Source organism: Mucilaginibacter sp. (genome assembly GCF_039207105.1).
In the GTDB taxonomy this organism is placed as follows: domain Bacteria; phylum Bacteroidota; class Bacteroidia; order Sphingobacteriales; family Sphingobacteriaceae; genus Mucilaginibacter.
This window is the reverse complement of sequence record NZ_JBCECK010000115.1, coordinates 1-17,137: the sequence shown is the minus strand read 5'-3', so window position 1 is coordinate 17,137 and position 17,137 is coordinate 1. Positions and strand designations below refer to the sequence as shown.

Sequence of the window (17,137 nt, the reverse complement as noted above, 5' to 3'; positions counted from 1 at the left end):
GTGAGTAGTGAGTAGTGAGTAGTGAGTAGTGAGTAGTGAGTAGTGAGTAGTGAGTGAACGTCAATTTTAGAATTTAGGTTTTAGAAATTAGAATTTAAAGAAATTATGAATGCATATATAGTGGCTGGAAGCCGCAGCGCAGTTGGAAAAGCTACCCGGGGAGGCTTCAGGTTTACCCGGCCTGATACCCTTGCCGCGGATGTTATTAAGCACCTGCTCACATCAGTACCCAATGTAGATAAGGAACAGATTGAGGATGTTATCGTAGGCAACGCAACACCCGAGGCCGAGCAAGGTTTAAACGTAGCCAGGCTTATTTCGCTCATGGCTTTGGATACCGATAAGGTCCCCGGCATGACGGTAAACCGTTATTGTGCATCGGGCTTGGAAACTATTGCTATAGCATCGGCTAAAATACACAGTGGTATTGCCGATTGCATTATTGCCGGCGGGGTTGAAAGCATGAGCCTGCTGCCTATGGGCGGCTGGCGGATTGTACCTAACGCAGATGTCGCACTGGCTCATCCTGATTATTATTGGGGTATGGGTTTAACCGCCGAAGCTGTAGCTAAAGAATATAACATCGACCGCGAAGAGCAGGACCAATTTGCTTATAACTCGCACCAAAAAGCTATTAATGCCATAAAAGAGGGCAAGTTCAAAAACGAGATAGTTCCCGTTAATATCACAGAAACCTACGTTGATGAAAACGGCAAAAAAAAGAGCCGCGAATTTAAGGTAGATACCGACGAGGGGCCAAGAGCCGATACATCCCTTGATGCACTGGCCAAATTAAAACCGGTGTTTAATGCCAAAGGCGTAGTAACCGCCGGCAACTCATCGCAAACAAGTGATGGTGCGGCTTTTGTAATGGTTGTAAGCGAGCGCTTTTTAAAGGCCAATAATCTTAAACCGATTGCAAGGCTTGTTAACTATGCCGTCGCCGGTGTACCTCCGCGTATTATGGGCATTGGGCCATTGGTGGCTATTCCTAAAGTATTAAAACAGGCAGGTATGCAGCAACAGGATATCGACCTGATAGAGTTGAATGAGGCCTTCGCCTCACAATCATTGGCCGTTATTAAAGGCCTTGATCTTGATCCGGAACGCATCAATGTAAATGGCGGGGCTATTGCATTGGGCCATCCGTTGGGTTGTACCGGTGCAAAACTTTCGGTACAGCTTTTTAACGAGCTGCAACGCCGCGATAAAAAATACGGCATGGTTACCATGTGCGTAGGTACCGGGCAAGGCGCTGCCGGCATATTTGAATTATTATAACAATTTACTTTTAAACTGCTGCAACATGGAAAAGGTGACAAGATTGTTTGATTGCATGAGCGTACAGGCCAAAGAGCCCAAAGCAAATTTATTGAGCTCTAAAGTAAACGGTAACTGGAAAGCCTACAGTACTGCCGAAGTCCATACAATGGTTTACCAGTTAGCCATGTCACTTTTAAACCTGGGTGTTTCTGCCGGGGATGGAACAACCGAGGGCCGGGATAAAATAGGCCTCATCAGTGCCGGCCGGCCCGAATGGCTGATTACTGACCTGGCTGTGCAGCTAACCGGCGCCATACTGGTACCCTTATATCCCAATACCACGTGCAAGGAACTGGAGCAGATACTAACCGAATCCCAGGTAAAATATCTGTTTATCAGCAACAAAGAGTTATGCTCCAAAATAGACGAGATCAGCGCCAGGGTTGAATCATTAAAAGGTATTTATTCTTATGATACCATAGAAGGTTACACCAACTGGACTGAGTTGCTTAAACCGTTACCCGAAGATTACAAAGCTACCTTGGCTCCTATAAACAACGCCATACAAGAAAGTACTGTAGCAACTATTATATATACTTCAGGCACAACAGGCAAGCCCAAAGGGGTTATGCTTACCCATAAAAACATCCTGAGCAATGTGTTGGCATCAGGCGAAGTGCTTAGTAGGATCCCCCTCGTAGAAAAAAAGGCACTTAGCTTTTTGCCGCTCAATCACATTTTTGAAAAAACGTGTACTTACATATACCTCTTTTTTGGTTTTGCTATTTGTTACGCTGAAAGCATGGATACCATTGGCGCCAACATGAAAGAAACCAAGCCCGATCTTTTCACCGCTGTACCTCGCCTGTTGGAAAAAGTGTTTGAAAAGATCATGATAGAAGGGCAAAAACTGCAGGGCTTCAAAAGGAAAGTGTTTTTTTGGTCAATAAAAGTTGCCGAGGAATTTGAGATTGGTAAAAGCAACCCCTGGTATAATCTTAAACTGGCCATTGCCGATAAATTGGTTTACAGCAAATGGCGTAATGCCATTGGCGGCAATGTAAGGGCCATTGTAATCGGTAGCTCGGCCTGCCCTATAAAGCTCGAAAAAATATTCACAGCCGCCAAAATGGTGGTTTTAGAGGGCTATGGGCTTACCGAAACCTCGCCGGTGATAGCGGTTAACCGTTATGAAGAAAGCGGCAGAAAATTTGGTACCGTAGGGCAGCTATTGAGCGGAGTTAAAGTAAAAATAGCTGAGGATGGCGAAATATTAGCCAAAGGCGATAACATTATGGCAGGCTATTATAAAAACCCTGAACTAACAGCAGAGGTGATCACCGACGATGGCTGGTTTCATACCGGTGATATTGGTGAGCTTGACTCCAATGGCTTTCTTAAAATAACCGATCGAAAAAAAGAGATCTTTAAAACATCGGGCGGTAAGTATGTTGCCCCGCTGCCTATCGAAAACAAAATGAAGGAGAATTATTTTATTGAGCAAATGATGGTGGTTGGGGCCGAAAGAAAATTCACCGCCGCGCTTATCGTTCCTTCGTATACCCATTTGAAACCCTGGTGCATCAAAAATGATATTCCTGTTAGTTCGCACCATGAAATGATCACTGATAAACGGGTTATTGAGCTTTATCATTCTATCATCAATGGTTTTAACCCCGAGTTTAACCATGTAGAGCAAGTTAAGAAAGTAACGCTGCTGCCCGATGAATGGTCGATAGATAGTGGTGAACTTACCCCTACCGGTAAAATGAAACGCAAGGTGATCACAGAAAAATACAAGGGACAGATTGATAAAATGTATACCGGCGAAGAACATGAAAATCCTTCGCTTGTTCATTAATTAGCATCCGCGGAGACTTACGAAGTCTTAAAAACTTCGTAAGTCTTAAAATCTACAAGTCTTAAAATGGGTAATAATCCTAAATACCAACCACTTACCTCAAAAACTATGAATACAACGTTTCAATTATCTGTTAGGGACAAGCTGGCTGTTATCATGCTTGACAGGGGGAGATCGAACGCTATTAATCACCAAATGGTTAAAGAACTTACCGATTGCATACAAACCCTTGAACTGGATAATGCTGTAGGCGGCCTGATCATCACCGGTAAACCGGGCTTCTTTTCGTCGGGCGTTGATCTTATTGAGGCTTATGAATATGATGTGGAGCAAAGCCGTGCCTTATGGACAGATTTTTTGGCATTGCAGCGTAAGCTGGTCAGTTTTAAAAAACCAATGGTAACGGCCATAAGCGGGCATAGCCCGGCCGGCGGCTGTGTGCTGGCCATTTGCAGCGATTACCGCGTAATGGCCGAAGGATCATTCATTATCGGTTTAAATGAAATTCCTGTAGGCATTATTGTGCCCGATAGTATTTTCCACCTGTATTCCTTTTGGCTTGGCCAGCATAAAGCTTATCAATACTTAATGGAGGGCAAACTGTTAAAGGTAAATGAGGCGTTTGATGCCGGATTGATAGATGAGATATGCCCTGCTGAAAGCTTGCTGACAATAGCCGAAAGAAAGATCAGGACTTATATGCAGCTAAACCCAACAACCTGGAGCCAAAGCAAATTAAATCTGCGTAATGAACTGATCAGTAAATTAAATACTGATCAGGAAGGCGTGTTAAACCGCATGCTCGATCAATGGTGGGCGCCCGACGTACGCAAAGGCCTGCAAATGCTTATCCAGAATTTAAAAACAAAAACGCCCACTGCCTAATCACAAGCACCATGAGCAATACCAGCATAAACAGCGCGGCAACTACCGGGATGCTAAGAGACGATGCCCTGAAGGGTAAAACCATCATAATAACCGGCGGAGGTACAGGGCTGGGAAAAGCAATGGGTACATACTTTTTAAAATTGGGAGCCAACCTGGTAATCACCAGCCGCAAACTGGATGTACTGGAAAAAACCGCCAAAGAAATGGAAACAGAAACCGGCGGTAAAGTTTTACCATTAGCCTGTGATGTACGTAATTACGATGCTATTGAGCAAATGCTACAGAAATCTATCTTAACATTTGGCCGGGTTGATGCTTTACTGAATAACGCGGCAGGTAATTTCATATCCCCTACCGAACGGTTATCGGCCAACGCTTTTTCGGCGGTTATTGATATTGTTTTAAAAGGTTCAGCCAATTGCTCTTTGGCCTTGGGGAAATACTGGATCGCCGAAAAAATACCGGGTTCCATCCTGAACATCATCACCACTTATGCCTTCACCGGTTCGGCTTATGTGGTACCGTCAGCCTGCGCCAAAGGCGGTGTGCTGGCCATGACGCGATCGTTAGCGGTTGAATGGGGCAGGCATGGTATCCGTACCAATGCTATTGCACCCGGCCCCTTCCCTACCAAAGGTGCCTGGGAGCGTTTACTACCCGGAGACATGGCGCAACAGTTTGATTTTAAGAAACGCGTTCCGCTTAAACGAGTAGGCGAACATCAGGAACTGGCTAACTTAGCCGCTTTTCTTGTGTCCGACTTTTCGGGCTATATCAACGGCGAGGTGATCACGATTGATGGTGGTGAATGGCTGCAAGGGGCCGGTCAATTCAATGGGCTGGAGATTATACCAGCCGAAATGTGGGACAGCATTGAAAAAGCCACCCGTAAGGCTTAAATCATTGTACAAAAATCAGATACAATCTAAGTATACAAGCCAATCAAACATAATCCGTTTATTATTCCATTAGCATAATCCGCACATCTAAAATCCGCACATCCGCACATTTACTTCGCATACCCATTTCTGCTTTGGTATAAAAAGTAACTTTAAACAATTTAAAGTTACTTTTCAGCTCAACGGTTCAAAAACCGCCTAAATTTTATTTCTGAGGGCATTTTAGTAAATTTGTTAAAACCGAAATTATATGTATAACCTACTTGTTTCTCCCGAAAATGTACAAGCGTCGCTACAAAAGCACGTACTTGCCGATGGCTTTGACCTAACCTTTGACATGGAAAAAAGTAAGGGCGTTTATATTTACGATGCTAAATATAAACGGACACTGCTTGATTTTTTCACCTGCTTTGCTTCGGTACCATTAGGTTATAATCACCCAAAAATGGTGAATGATGATGAGTTTAAAAAAAACCTCATGTTGGCAGCCTTAACCAATCCGTCAAACTCTGATATATATACCACACAGTACGCTCAATTTGTCGAAACATTTTCGCGGGTTGGCATACCAGATTATTTGCCGCACGCCTTTTTTATTGCAGGTGGTTCGCTGGCTATTGAAAATGCGTTAAAAGTTGCAATGGACTGGAAAGTGCAGAAAAACTTTGCCAAAGGTTACACTAAGGAAAAAGGCCACAAAATACTTCATTTTGAACATGCTTTTCATGGGCGCTCTGGCTATACGTTAAGCCTCACCAATACCCAGCCTAATAAAACAAAATGGTTTGCCAAGTTTGACTGGCCGCGTGTATCCGTGCCCCAGATCAACTTCCCTTACAGCGACAGCAATCATGATGATCTGGTACAGCGCGAACAGTTTTCTATTTCACAGATCAGAACGGCATTTGCCGAAAATAAAGATGATATCTGCGCTATTATTATTGAGCCCATACAATCAGAAGGCGGCGATAACCATGTACGTAAAGAGTTTTTGGAAAAGCTGCGGGAACTGGCCGACGAGTATGAAGCCATGCTGATTTACGATGAGGTACAAACAGGCGTTGGCCTTACCGGCAAATTTTGGTGCCATGAGCATTTTGGTGAAAAGGCCCGCCCGGATATTATAGCCTTTGGTAAAAAAATGCAGGTATGCGGTATACTGGCCAGCAAACGAGTTGATGAGGTAGAAAACAATGTTTTCCAGGTATCATCGCGCATAAACTCAACCTGGGGAGGCAGTTTGGTTGATATGGTTAGGTCTTCCAAAATTTTGGAAATTATTGAAGAAGATAATTTATGCCAAAATGCAGCTACTGTTGGCGAGTATCTGCAAAGCCAACTGTGCGAAATAGCCGCAGAAATTCCGGTTATCAGCAATGTACGTGGTAAAGGTTTGCTTACAGCTTTTGATTTCCCTAACAAAAATATGCGTGATACATTTATTAAACAGGGGCTTGACAATAATATTATGTATTTGGGCTGCGGAGAAAAAAGCATCCGTTTCAGGCCGGCACTTATCATTGAACAAAGCCATATAGATCAAGGACTTAACTTACTCAAAAAAATATCTAAAACCTTATAAAGCTTATTAAAAATTGTCGTTACAACACTTAATTATTCCACTAAAAAGATAGTTTAATATTTAATATGTGACCAAATTGATGAAATCAAGGACGAAATGACGGTTTAAAAGTACCAAATTGAGCAAAATATTAATATATACTATTTTTTAGCCAAAATATGCTATATATTTAGTTATTATTTGCATTAAATTTGTACCATCCCTATTAAATAAATTTATGTCATTTCTTTTTCCTTGAGCCATGAGCAAACACATAGAGAAACTTAAAAAGCAACTTGTTGAGGTAGCAGAAGTTGTAAACTCGTTCCAGTCCGAAGCGGTACAGGTTCGAATCATTGACCGGTTGTTAGAAGTAATGATAGAATCCGAGAAAGTGGATGCTGATGGATCTGAATTATTCAGCAAAAAAGGCCGCAGGATGCGTTCAGATGATGAAAACGTTGCAACAGCAGGTCGCAAAAAACCTGGTGCTACTAAAATATTGAATCAGTTACTGAATACTGATTTCTTTGATGTAACGCGTTCAATATCTTCAATTGCCAATTACTGCAAAGAGCAATTTGATTCTGATTTTAAAACCTCAGAACTGTCAGGTATACTGTTAAAATTGGCTAACGAAAATAAACTGAGAAGAGAAAGAAGTAACGAAAACAACCGCTTTGAATACGTAAAAGCCTGATATTAATTTACTTGAATATTTACTAAATAAGTCGCAAATTGCGACTTATTTAGTAATAGTTAAAAATATTATTTTAAGTAAAATAAATTATCTACTCCCAAAATTTTTCTGCTGGTAAAACCTTCGGCATATTTTACCTGAATGCTTTTGCCAAATTCCTGGGCACGGGCAGCCACCACATTAATAAACTCGGGTGATGAGATATAAGTTTGAGGTTCACCTTCCCACTCAGGGTTATAAAACTGCGAACCAAAGGCTTTAATACTGGCTATCTTTTTATCCCAATAGTCGGTAACATCGATGATAATATCAGGTTTGATATAATTATCTTGTATAAAATGTAACACTTGTTTAGGGCGCCATGCTTCCTGTGCTTCACCATTTTCAAAGGTTTCTATTTTGCGTAGCCCGGCTAAAAAGGCTGAAGTATCTACCAGGTCACTTGAACGTGCATGATCCGGATGCCTGTCGTAATAGGCATTGGTTAATATAATTTCCGGCTGATATTTACGAATGGCGGCTATTACTTTTAATTGGTATTCGCGGGTGTTCTCAAAAAAACCATCGGGTATGCCCAGGTTCTCCCGAATCGTTAATCCCAGAATTTCTGAAGAAGCGGCAGCCTCCTGCTCGCGGATCTCTACAGAACCACGTGTACCCAATTCGCCGCGTGTAAGGTCAACAATGCCAACCTTTTTACCAAGGGCAACATGTTTCAAAATAGTGCCCGAACATCCCAGCTCGGCATCGTCGGGATGAACCGATAAAACTAATATATCTAATTTAAGCATAAACTATGTAAAGTGAATTAATGTGCGGCAGCCAGCAGGCGCTCGATTTTTTTTCTGATCTTGGAAGATGTTGGCTTCGTAAAAGGATAATAAAAGTCAGTAACATGACCGGCTTTATTTATTAGAAATTTATGAAAGTTCCACCTCGGAACAGATTTAAGCCGGCCGTTATCTTTCTTATCAGCAAAAAACTTATATAAGGGATGAGCGTATGGGCCACGTACCCTTATTTTTTCAAATATGGGATAATTTGCCCCGGCTTTTACACAAAACGCACCAATCGCGGCACCTTCCAGTGGTTCCTGACCGCCAAAATCATTTGAAGGGAAAGCCAGAATTTCAAAATCCTGGTCTTTAAACTGATCTTTCAGCAGGGCCAGATCTTTAAGTTGTGGTGTAAATCCACATTGAGAGGCGGTATTAACTATTAAGAGTACTTTATTTTTATAGGCAGATAAGCCAATTTCCTCACCATTTAATGTCTGAACATTAAACTTGTAGATACTATTATTATCCATTATTAATTGTTAGTGGAAGTATATCCGGCCTGTTTCAGGATAGCCTCGATATCTTTCTGTTCCTCAGGGTCGTAGGTTTCCTTAAGGTTATGGCCAAACAAACTGGCAACTGACTGAAACATGAAGGCTTTAAAACCACCCTTCAATTCTTTAACCATAGTATAACTTGTGGTGCCGGTTTCCCGGTCAATCAATTTTATTAAAACCTCACCCTGACTAATTGTCAGATTTTTTATTTCCTTGTTAAACAATGTTTTTATTTCGGTTTCACAGGTTTTTACCAACTCTTTCTGCTTGTGCTTATCGCCGGTAAGCGCCAGGTCACGTTGTAACTGGCGGTAGCGTTGGCTTGCAAAACGTGCATAGGGCAACACTTTGAACACATTATACCTCAATCTGAGGTAGGCTATCCTATCCGCCTCGCTGGCAAATATACGCGTATCTACAATTTTAACTTCAGGTGTAACAATCCAGGGTACTAATTCTCCGTCCAAATCGGTCATGGCCGTTTTGATGGTATCATTTTTGCCTAAACTTACTGAAGCAGGTTTATCTGTTTGGGCCTTTAGCGTGCCCATTATGCAACAAAACAACAACAGAAAACCAATAAATTTCATAATTTTACTTAATACAAAATTAAAGCAATTTTTTGTGGTATTGGAATATAATCTGTAATAATAATTTATAATTACAAGTTTATCAGGTAATACCATTAATATCAGCATATGAAAGATTTAGTGATTGATCTGGAAGCGGAAAAAAATGAGATATTAAAAAGATATCGTGCCTTATTACGCGCTTGTAAATCAACCCTGCAAAAGGGTGATAAGCGTATGATACGCAAAGCTTTTGACATGGCCCTGGAAAGCCATAAAGATATGCGCCGTAAAAGCGGCGAGCCTTACATATATCATCCTATTGCCGTTGCCCAAATAGCAGCCGAAGAGATTGGTCTGGGTACCACCTCTATAGTGTGTGCCCTGCTGCATGATGTGGTAGAAGATACCAACATGACGCTGGACGATATTGAGATGGAATTTGGTAAAAAGGTGGCCAAAATTATTGACGGCCTTACCAAAATATCGGGCGTATTTGACACCAACAGCTCATTACAGGCCGAGAATTTCCGTAAGATGTTACTCACCCTGGCCGATGATGTACGGGTTATATTGATTAAACTGGCCGATCGTCTGCATAATATGCGTACGATGGAGTTTATGCCGCGCGATAAGCAGCTCAAATTATCGTCAGAAACAGTTTATCTGTATGCCCCGCTGGCCCATAGACTGGGTTTATACACCATCAAATCTGAACTGGAAGACCTATCCATGAAATACATGGAAAGGGAAACTTATCAGTTTTTAAAAGTTAAGCTTAACGAGAAAAAGGCTGAGCGCGAAAAGTTTATCCGCGATTTTATTGAACCGGTAAAAAAAGTGCTTATTGGCCAGGATCTGGATGCCGACCTGTTTGGCAGGCCAAAATCCATACACTCCATATGGAATAAGATGAAGAAGAAATCGATACCTTTTGAAGAGGTATATGATCTTTTTGCCATCAGGATAATTCTGGATAGTGCCCCTGAGCATGAAAAGGCCGATTGCTGGAAGGCTTACTCTATAGTAACCGATCTTTACCGCCCTAACCCAGACAGGCTGCGCGACTGGATATCATCGCCTAAAGCCAATGGTTATGAATCATTACATACCACCGTTATGGGGCCCCGCGGGCAATGGGTTGAAGTGCAGATACGTACTAAACGCATGAACGAGATTGCCGAAAAAGGTTTTGCCGCGCATTGGAAATATAAAGAATCATCAACAGATAGCGGACTTGACCAATGGGTGCAAAAAGTGAGGGATATGCTTAAAAACCCCGATTCCAACGCGCTTGATTTTCTTGACGATTTCAAGATGAACCTTTTCAGCGATGAGATATTCATTTTTACGCCAAAAGGTGCGCTTATTCAGTTACCCTTAAACGCCACCGCGCTCGATTTCGCGTTTGAGATACATACCGATGTGGGGGCCAGTTGTATTGGCGCCAAGGTAAACCATAAACTGGTACCACTAAGCTACAAGCTTCAAAACGGCGACCAGGTGGAGATCATTACCTCAAGCAAGCAAACCCCTAAAGAAGATTGGTTAAGCTTTGTAGTTACAGCAAAGGCCAAAGCCAAAATAAAATCGGCTCTAAAAGAGGAAAAACGAAAAATTGCTGAGGATGGTAAGGAGATATTGGAACGCAAATTAAAATCGCTCAAGATCACCTATAACTCCGAAAATATACACAAGCTGAGTTACTTTTTTAAGCTGGGATCAACCCAGGATCTTTTTTACAACATTGCCAAAGGCATTATTGATATGAAGGATCTGAAGGACTACCAGGCTTCGGAAAAAATAATTGAAAGCAAACCGCAGGATAAAATTGAGCCAGAACAGGTTCATAGCATTCTGCGCAACATCAAAACCAAAGACAGCGACATATTGCTTATTGGCGAGGATATGCAAAAAATTGACTACAAACTGGCCAATTGCTGTAACCCTATCCCTGGCGATGATGTTTTTGGTTTTGTTACCGTAAGCGATGGTATTAAAATTCACCGCACCAATTGCCCCAACGCTGCCAAACTAATGGCCAATTATGGTTACCGTGTAGTGAAAGCCCGGTGGACCAACCAGCAGGAACTTGCATTTTTAACCGGTTTACGTATTACCGGTATTGATGATGTAGGCCTGATCAATAAGCTTACTACCGTAATATCTCAGGATTTTAAGGTAAACATCCGTTCCATTACGGTTGATAGTGACAACGGCATTTTTGAAGGTTCATTAATGGTATACGTAAATGACACCGAACACCTGGATAACCTGATCAAAAACCTGAAGCTGGTTAAAGGCATTACAGCTGTTACCCGTTTTGACTCAGCCATTGAAAAAGCTTCTTAAAAATAGAGGCAAGAATCAAGAGTTAAGAAACAAGAATTAAAAGACAAGAATCAAGGCTTTAATTATCAGCATAAAAACATTTTCAGCTTTTTTATTCTTGATTCTTGACTCTTGTCTCTTGATTCTATAATGATAAAAATCAGTTCAAAAACATTTTTTGAATTATAAGTTCTTGTCTCTTGATTCTCATTTCTTGATTCTATCTTTTATTAATAACTTTGTCCCCTTAATAGACTATTATGCCTCAACAGGATACTATAGCGCTGGTGAAAAAAATTTTCGAGGCTTATCTTGAAAACAAAAGCCTGCGCAAAACGCCAGAGCGTTTTGCTATACTCGAAGAAATTTACTCGCGCACCGATCACTTTGATGTGGAATCACTATACATCCACATGAAAAACAAAAAATACCGCGTAAGCCGTGCCACAGTGTACAACACACTGGAGCTATTAGTTTCGTGCGATTTGGTTACCAAACACCAGTTTGGTAAAAACATGGCCCAGTTTGAAAAATCATACGGCTATAAACAGCATGATCATATCATCTGCATCGACTGCGGCAAAGTAGTTGAGTTTTGCGACCCACGCATTCAGCAGATACAAAGCATGATGGGTGATATCTTGAAATTCGACATCAAACACCACTCCTTAAACCTTTACGGTAATTGCGTAAAATTAAGAGAAGGTAATTGTGACAGAAAAATTTAACTTTGCCTCCCTTAATATTATACTCTGAATTTACATAAATGGCTGTTGACGTATTATTAGGCCTCCAGTGGGGCGACGAAGGTAAAGGAAAAATTGTTGATGTGCTTAGCGCAGGTTACGACCTGATAGCACGTTTTCAGGGTGGCCCTAATGCCGGGCACACTTTGGAGTTTGATGGTAAAAAATTTGTATTGAATACCATACCTTCGGGCATTTTCTTTGAAAATACCATGAACCTTATTGGTAATGGAGTTGTGATTGACCCTATTACCCTGAAAAAGGAATTAGATAAATTAAAGGATGCCGGACACGACCTTTTGGCTAAAAAGAACTTACTGATAGCTAAAAAAGCGCACCTGATATTACCTACCCATCAGCTGCTTGATGCGGCCAATGAGAAAAAAATGGGCGATGGTAAAATTGGATCAACCTTAAAAGGTATTGGCCCAACTTACATGGACAAAACAGGCCGTAACGGTTTGCGTATTGGCGATATTACCCTGCCTGATTTTAAAGACCGCTACCAAAAACTGGTTGATAAGCATGTATCTATGCTTACTTCATTATATGGCGAAGTAGCCGATTTTTCAGAACGCGAAGCCGCGTTTTTTGAAGCTTTGGAAGTACTGCGCCAATTCCCATTGGTTGATTCTGAGCATCTGGTTAACAACTATATTAAACAAGGCAAAAAAGTATTGGCCGAAGGCGCTCAAGGCGCCATGCTTGATATTGATTTTGGTTCATATCCGTTTGTTACTTCATCAAACACTACTGCTGCAGGTGCCTGCACCGGTTTGGGTATTGCCCCACAGCAAATTGGCGATGTAATTGGTATATTCAAGGCTTACTGCACACGTGTTGGCGGTGGCCCCTTCCCTACTGAACTGGAAAATGAAACCGGCGAAGAACTGCGTCGTATAGGCCATGAATTTGGCGCGACTACCGGAAGGCCCCGCCGTACTGGCTGGATCGATCTGCCGGCTTTAAAATACGCTATCATGCTTAATGGTGTTACCCAATTAGTAATGACCAAAGCTGACGTATTGAGTGGTTTTGATAAAATTTATGCCTGCACCCACTACAATTACTTAGGCGAAAAAATTGATTATATGCCTTATGATATTTGTTCTGTAAAGCCTGAACCAATTTGGAATGAAATTGACGGTTGGAACGAGGATCTGACCGGTATTACTGAACTGTCTGAAATACCTGCTAAACTGCAATCATACATTGATTACTTAGAAGCTGAGTTGGGCGTACCTGTAAAATACCTTTCAGTAGGGCCAGACAGGAAACAAACTTTGGTATTACACTAACAGCAAACGTTATATTACTTAAAGGCCGCACAATGCGGCCTTTTTTATTTTACTTGGTTATTTTTGCAGTGTGATTATCCCGCTTACCAATCTGCCCGCATTTAAACAAAAGGCCCTGTTATGGGCATCAACTTTTAATGCGGTCTGTTATCTTGACTCGAACAGTTTTAATGACCCATACGGCAAATTTGATACATTAATTGCCATAGGCGCTCGTGCCGAGGTAACCGAGCAAGCCGGTAATGCCTTTGAGCAACTGGAAACGTTCCGCAAGGATAATCCCGGATGGATAACCGGATTTTTCGGATATGATCTCAAAAATGAGATTGAGCAATTATTATCATCCAACCCGGATGGATTACAGTTTCCCGATCTGTACTTTTTTGCGCCGGAACATCTGATTATCATCAGGGACGATCAAGCCGAGATCATCAGCAGCCTGCCGAAATTTGTTATAGATCATATTGAACAGCAGGAATTAGTTATGCCTGCTTCACAGCCCGCTGTAACACTTGAGGCACGCTTTACTAAACAGGAATATATTGATGCAGTAACAGGCATACAGGAACATATTAACCGCGGTGATATCTATGTAACCAACTTTTGCCAGGAGTTTTTTGCCGAGCATGCGCATATTAATCCCCTGGGCATATTTACCCGGCTTAATGATGTTTCTCCTAATCCGTTCAGTACATTTTTTAAATGGAAAGATAATTATATACTCGGCGCATCGCCTGAGCGTTTTTTGGCCAAACGTGGTAGTAAACTCATATCCCAGCCTATAAAAGGAACAGCCAAAAGAAATCCAGACGCTAAAACTGACGAACAGGTTAAACATCAGTTGCGTAATCACCCTAAGGAGTTACAGGAAAATGTAATGATTGTTGACTTGGTACGGAACGACCTTACCCGCTCGGCCAAACAAGGCAGCGTTAAAACCGAAGAGCTTTTTGGTATACACAGTTTTCAATATGTGCATCAGATGATATCAACCGTGGTATGTGAACTACAGGATGGACTACCAGCTATACAAGCCATTAAAAACACGTTCCCGATGGGCAGCATGACGGGTGCACCTAAAATTAGCGCCATGCAATTGATGGAACAATATGAACGCAGCAAACGCGGAGTATATTCCGGTGCTGTAGGTTATTTTAGTCCGGATGATGATTTTGATTTTAATGTGGTGATCCGCAGCCTGCTGTATAATTCAGTAAAGCAATACCTGTCGTTCCATGCCGGCAGTGCTATAACTTACCACGCCATTGCCGAAAAGGAATATGAGGAGTGCCTCCTCAAAGCCCAGGCCGTGATGGAAGTTTTAGGCGGATTGAAGTAAAAAAAAGCTTACGGCTTAACTACTATCTTATCCCCCATCCGCACCGTAATATCCGATCCTGCTGCAAAAAAAGCTGATACGGGTTCCTTTTTCAAATAGAGCTCAAATGCAGCACCATAAAGCCCGGCGACGTCTGCATCAAAAATATAATCTTTAACCGCTCCTGTTTTCCATGAAATATGCTCAACCTGATATTCCATAGTACTCACACTGGTTAATTTATTATAGCCCCAGTAATGTTCCAGTATAAACTCTTCGGCACTACCAGGTTTAATATCCAGCAGTTGGTTGCTTACTGTAGCACCCAATTTATTCCACCTACCCTTAAATTTCCATTCGTATAAAAAATGGGTGTGATCATCCTCAGTTAAAGTAACTGAGCTGCGCATAGGTAATGCGCGGTAATGTTCTTTATACAAATTATTGGCAATAAGGGCTATCATGCTTTTAGGCACAATTTCGCTTACAAAAACGGCACCTCGTTTCCACTCGGTACCATTAAACGGTACCATTAAAATGTTTTACATAAAAACGCAGGTTAACCTCTTCAAAATTCACATGCCAGGGCCATTTAATTCCCAGTACCTTGGTATCGGCAAATAGAAAACCCACCATGCTTACCAGCGCTTTGCCCTGCCACAGATCAAGCATAGTACCCGGCGGCAGATAAGCATCTAATACCTGCGGATCGACCTCATAATTAACCATGACCAGGTTTTTCCACTGCGCTTTTAAAAATTGAGCTTTAGGCATAGGAGTAATTAGTTTTGAGCGATGCGTTTTGAGTGTGCCTAAGTAATAATATCAGTAGTGGTAACCAAAAGGTACATTTTGATATTTAACTCAAAACTCACCACTTAAAACTCAAAATTACTTCAGGGTTTGTAATACTTCATGGCCTCTGGTATCCGATTCTGGATATCCTGAATACGGGTTGCATCGGCAGGGTGTGTACTTAAAAGTTCTGGCGGGGCTCCGTCTTTATTTTGAGCGGCCATACGTTGCCAGAAAGCTATAGCATTATGCGGATCGTAGCCAGCCATTGCCATAAAGGTAAGTCCCAAACGGTCAGCCTCTGATTCCTGGTTACGTGAATATTTTAATAGCACCAGGTTACCACCTACACCATATAATTGGTTAATGATACCTTGCGTTGCAGATGATTGTCCGGCAGTGGCAACCCCCACAGCTCCGCCAACACCTTGTACTGCCATTTGCTGCGATATGCGCTCGGCTGAGTGTCTGGCTATGGCGTGGCCAATTTCGTGGCCCATAACCACTGCCAGGTAAGCATCAGTATTGGCTACAGGTAATAAACCGCTGTATACAGCTACTTTACCGCCCGGCATACACCAGGCGTTTACCTCGCTGCTTTGTATCAGGTTAAACTCCCATTGAAAATTATATTGGTTGCTGTAACCGTTATCTTTTAAATATTTCTCAATGGCTACAGATAATTTAGCACCAATTTGTTTAACACGCTGGGCATCGGTACCACTACTGATAACCTTAGTTTTAGGATCAGACAGTAGTTGCTTGTAGCTCGCAGCGGCCGATTGGTTCACTTCCGAGTCTCCAACAAGGCTTAGTTGTTTTCTGCCGGTTAGCGGCACAGTTGAACAAGAATACAATGCAATGATGGCGATCAAAGCAAGGGCAGGTTTGATTTTTTTCATGGTGATCAGGCAGTTTTCTTCTTAAAAAAATTGACTTTAGATTCTTTGCCCTTTAATAAACGTTCGATATTTTTTTGGTGCGTTACCAGGATAAGCAGGCATATACACATGCCATAGATTACCACCGATCTTATTGACGTGGGGAATATGAACGATACCCCTATTGGATAAGTGAACGCCGCTACAATTGAGCTAAGCGATACATACCTCGTAATCAAAAGCACCACAACAAATACTACTACGCATAATAAAGCGGCCTGAAAATGAATAGCCAAAATCATTCCAAACAAAGTTGCAACACCTTTTCCGCCCCTGAAACCTGCAAATATCGGGAACAAGTGGCCCATAACGGCCGCCACTCCCAAAGCCAGTGCGTAATTGGTATATGCGGTTGAGTTATAAGCCCCTGTAGTTGATACGCCTATAAAATAAGCGAGATTGGTAGCCGTCCATCCCTTTAAAATATCAAGGAACATTACGGGTATACCTGCCTTTTTACCTAAAACCCTGAAAGTATTGGTTGCCCCGGCGTTGCCGCTGCCATACTCCCGAACATCAATATTGTAAAAGGCCAGCCCTATCCATACGGCCGTGGGAATAGATCCGCAGAGATAAGCCAGTATGAGTGCTGAAACTGAATAAACGGTTATCATTTCCCTGCAATATTACA

The 17,137-nt window shown here is 42.0% G+C and carries 17 protein-coding genes; 10 read left to right on the top strand and 7 right to left on the bottom strand.

What is annotated here, in order from left to right:
- The first annotated feature begins 105 nt into the window (after positions 1 to 105).
- The 6 genes from AAGC65_RS19050 to AAGC65_RS19025 all read left to right on the top strand — a co-directional run bounded on the left by AAGC65_RS19050 (position 106) and on the right by AAGC65_RS19025 (position 7,172).
- A complete protein-coding gene (locus AAGC65_RS19050) occupies positions 106 to 1,281 on the top strand; it encodes an acetyl-CoA C-acyltransferase (RefSeq protein WP_343114055.1) in 1,176 nt (391 codons plus the stop codon).
- Positions 1,282 to 1,306: 25 nt separating this feature from the next.
- The gene (locus tag AAGC65_RS19045) at positions 1,307 to 3,124 is read left to right on the top strand and encodes a long-chain fatty acid--CoA ligase (RefSeq protein ID WP_343114054.1); all 1,818 of its coding nucleotides are present in this window, start codon (positions 1,307 to 1,309) and stop codon (positions 3,122 to 3,124) included.
- Positions 3,125 to 3,232: 108 nt separating this feature from the next.
- Positions 3,233 to 4,009 (top strand): enoyl-CoA hydratase/isomerase family protein, encoded by a 777-nt coding sequence (locus AAGC65_RS19040; RefSeq protein ID WP_343114053.1) that lies wholly within the window; start codon positions 3,233 to 3,235, stop codon positions 4,007 to 4,009.
- A gap of 11 nt (positions 4,010 to 4,020) precedes the next feature.
- Positions 4,021 to 4,911 carry an SDR family oxidoreductase gene (locus AAGC65_RS19035; protein WP_343114052.1) on the top strand — a complete coding sequence of 297 codons (891 nt, stop codon included), beginning with the start codon at positions 4,021 to 4,023 and terminating at the stop codon, positions 4,909 to 4,911.
- A 250-nt stretch (positions 4,912 to 5,161) separates the two neighbouring features.
- A complete protein-coding gene (gene lat / locus AAGC65_RS19030; protein ID WP_343114051.1) occupies positions 5,162 to 6,493 on the top strand; it encodes an L-lysine 6-transaminase in 1,332 nt (443 codons plus the stop codon).
- 241 nt (positions 6,494 to 6,734) lie between these two features.
- The gene (locus AAGC65_RS19025) at positions 6,735 to 7,172 is read left to right on the top strand and encodes a hypothetical protein (protein WP_343114050.1); all 438 of its coding nucleotides are present in this window, start codon (positions 6,735 to 6,737) and stop codon (positions 7,170 to 7,172) included.
- A 68-nt stretch (positions 7,173 to 7,240) separates the two neighbouring features.
- On the opposite strand, the gene bshB1 is transcribed toward AAGC65_RS19025, so the two are convergent.
- The 3 genes from bshB1 to AAGC65_RS19010 are packed head-to-tail and all read right to left on the bottom strand — an operon-like array spanning position 7,241 to position 9,059.
- Positions 7,241 to 7,963 (bottom strand): bacillithiol biosynthesis deacetylase BshB1, encoded by a 723-nt coding sequence (bshB1, locus tag AAGC65_RS19020; RefSeq protein ID WP_343114049.1) that lies wholly within the window; start codon positions 7,961 to 7,963, stop codon positions 7,241 to 7,243.
- Between the two features lie 17 nt (positions 7,964 to 7,980).
- Positions 7,981 to 8,481, bottom strand: coding sequence for a glutathione peroxidase (locus AAGC65_RS19015; RefSeq protein ID WP_343114048.1), 501 nt, complete (start codon positions 8,479 to 8,481; stop codon positions 7,981 to 7,983).
- A 2-nt stretch (positions 8,482 to 8,483) separates the two neighbouring features.
- On the bottom strand, positions 8,484 to 9,059 hold the full coding sequence (locus AAGC65_RS19010; RefSeq protein WP_343114047.1) for a DUF4294 domain-containing protein: 576 nt from the start codon (positions 9,057 to 9,059) through the stop codon (positions 8,484 to 8,486).
- A 147-nt stretch (positions 9,060 to 9,206) separates the two neighbouring features.
- Between AAGC65_RS19010 and AAGC65_RS19005 the strand changes: the two genes are divergently transcribed.
- From AAGC65_RS19005 to AAGC65_RS18990, 4 genes are all read left to right on the top strand, one after another.
- A complete protein-coding gene (locus tag AAGC65_RS19005; RefSeq protein ID WP_343114046.1) occupies positions 9,207 to 11,429 on the top strand; it encodes a bifunctional (p)ppGpp synthetase/guanosine-3',5'-bis(diphosphate) 3'-pyrophosphohydrolase in 2,223 nt (740 codons plus the stop codon).
- Between the two features lie 239 nt (positions 11,430 to 11,668).
- On the top strand, positions 11,669 to 12,136 hold the full coding sequence (locus tag AAGC65_RS19000) for a Fur family transcriptional regulator (protein ID WP_290321941.1): 468 nt from the start codon (positions 11,669 to 11,671) through the stop codon (positions 12,134 to 12,136).
- Between the two features lie 38 nt (positions 12,137 to 12,174).
- Positions 12,175 to 13,452, top strand: coding sequence for an adenylosuccinate synthase (locus AAGC65_RS18995; protein WP_343114045.1), 1,278 nt, complete (start codon positions 12,175 to 12,177; stop codon positions 13,450 to 13,452).
- A 70-nt stretch (positions 13,453 to 13,522) separates the two neighbouring features.
- Positions 13,523 to 14,791, top strand: coding sequence for an anthranilate synthase component I family protein (locus AAGC65_RS18990; protein WP_343114044.1), 1,269 nt, complete (start codon positions 13,523 to 13,525; stop codon positions 14,789 to 14,791).
- Positions 14,792 to 14,799: 8 nt separating this feature from the next.
- Here AAGC65_RS18990 and AAGC65_RS18985 read toward each other — a convergent pair whose 3' ends face one another.
- The 4 genes from AAGC65_RS18985 to plsY form a co-directional block, all read right to left on the bottom strand.
- On the bottom strand, positions 14,800 to 15,303 hold the full coding sequence (locus tag AAGC65_RS18985; RefSeq protein ID WP_343114043.1) for a DUF2071 domain-containing protein: 504 nt from the start codon (positions 15,301 to 15,303) through the stop codon (positions 14,800 to 14,802).
- Entirely contained in the window at positions 15,290 to 15,544 is a 255-nt protein-coding gene (locus AAGC65_RS18980; protein ID WP_343114042.1) for a DUF2071 domain-containing protein, read from the bottom strand. Before AAGC65_RS18980 ends, AAGC65_RS18985 begins: the two co-directional genes overlap by 14 nt.
- Before the next feature lie 122 nt (positions 15,545 to 15,666).
- Entirely contained in the window at positions 15,667 to 16,467 is an 801-nt protein-coding gene (locus AAGC65_RS18975; RefSeq protein ID WP_343114041.1) for a M48 family metallopeptidase, read from the bottom strand.
- A gap of 5 nt (positions 16,468 to 16,472) precedes the next feature.
- Positions 16,473 to 17,120, bottom strand: a complete 648-nt coding sequence (plsY, locus tag AAGC65_RS18970) for a glycerol-3-phosphate 1-O-acyltransferase PlsY (RefSeq protein WP_343114040.1) — start codon at positions 17,118 to 17,120, stop codon at positions 16,473 to 16,475.
- Positions 17,121 to 17,137 lie beyond the last annotated feature (17 nt).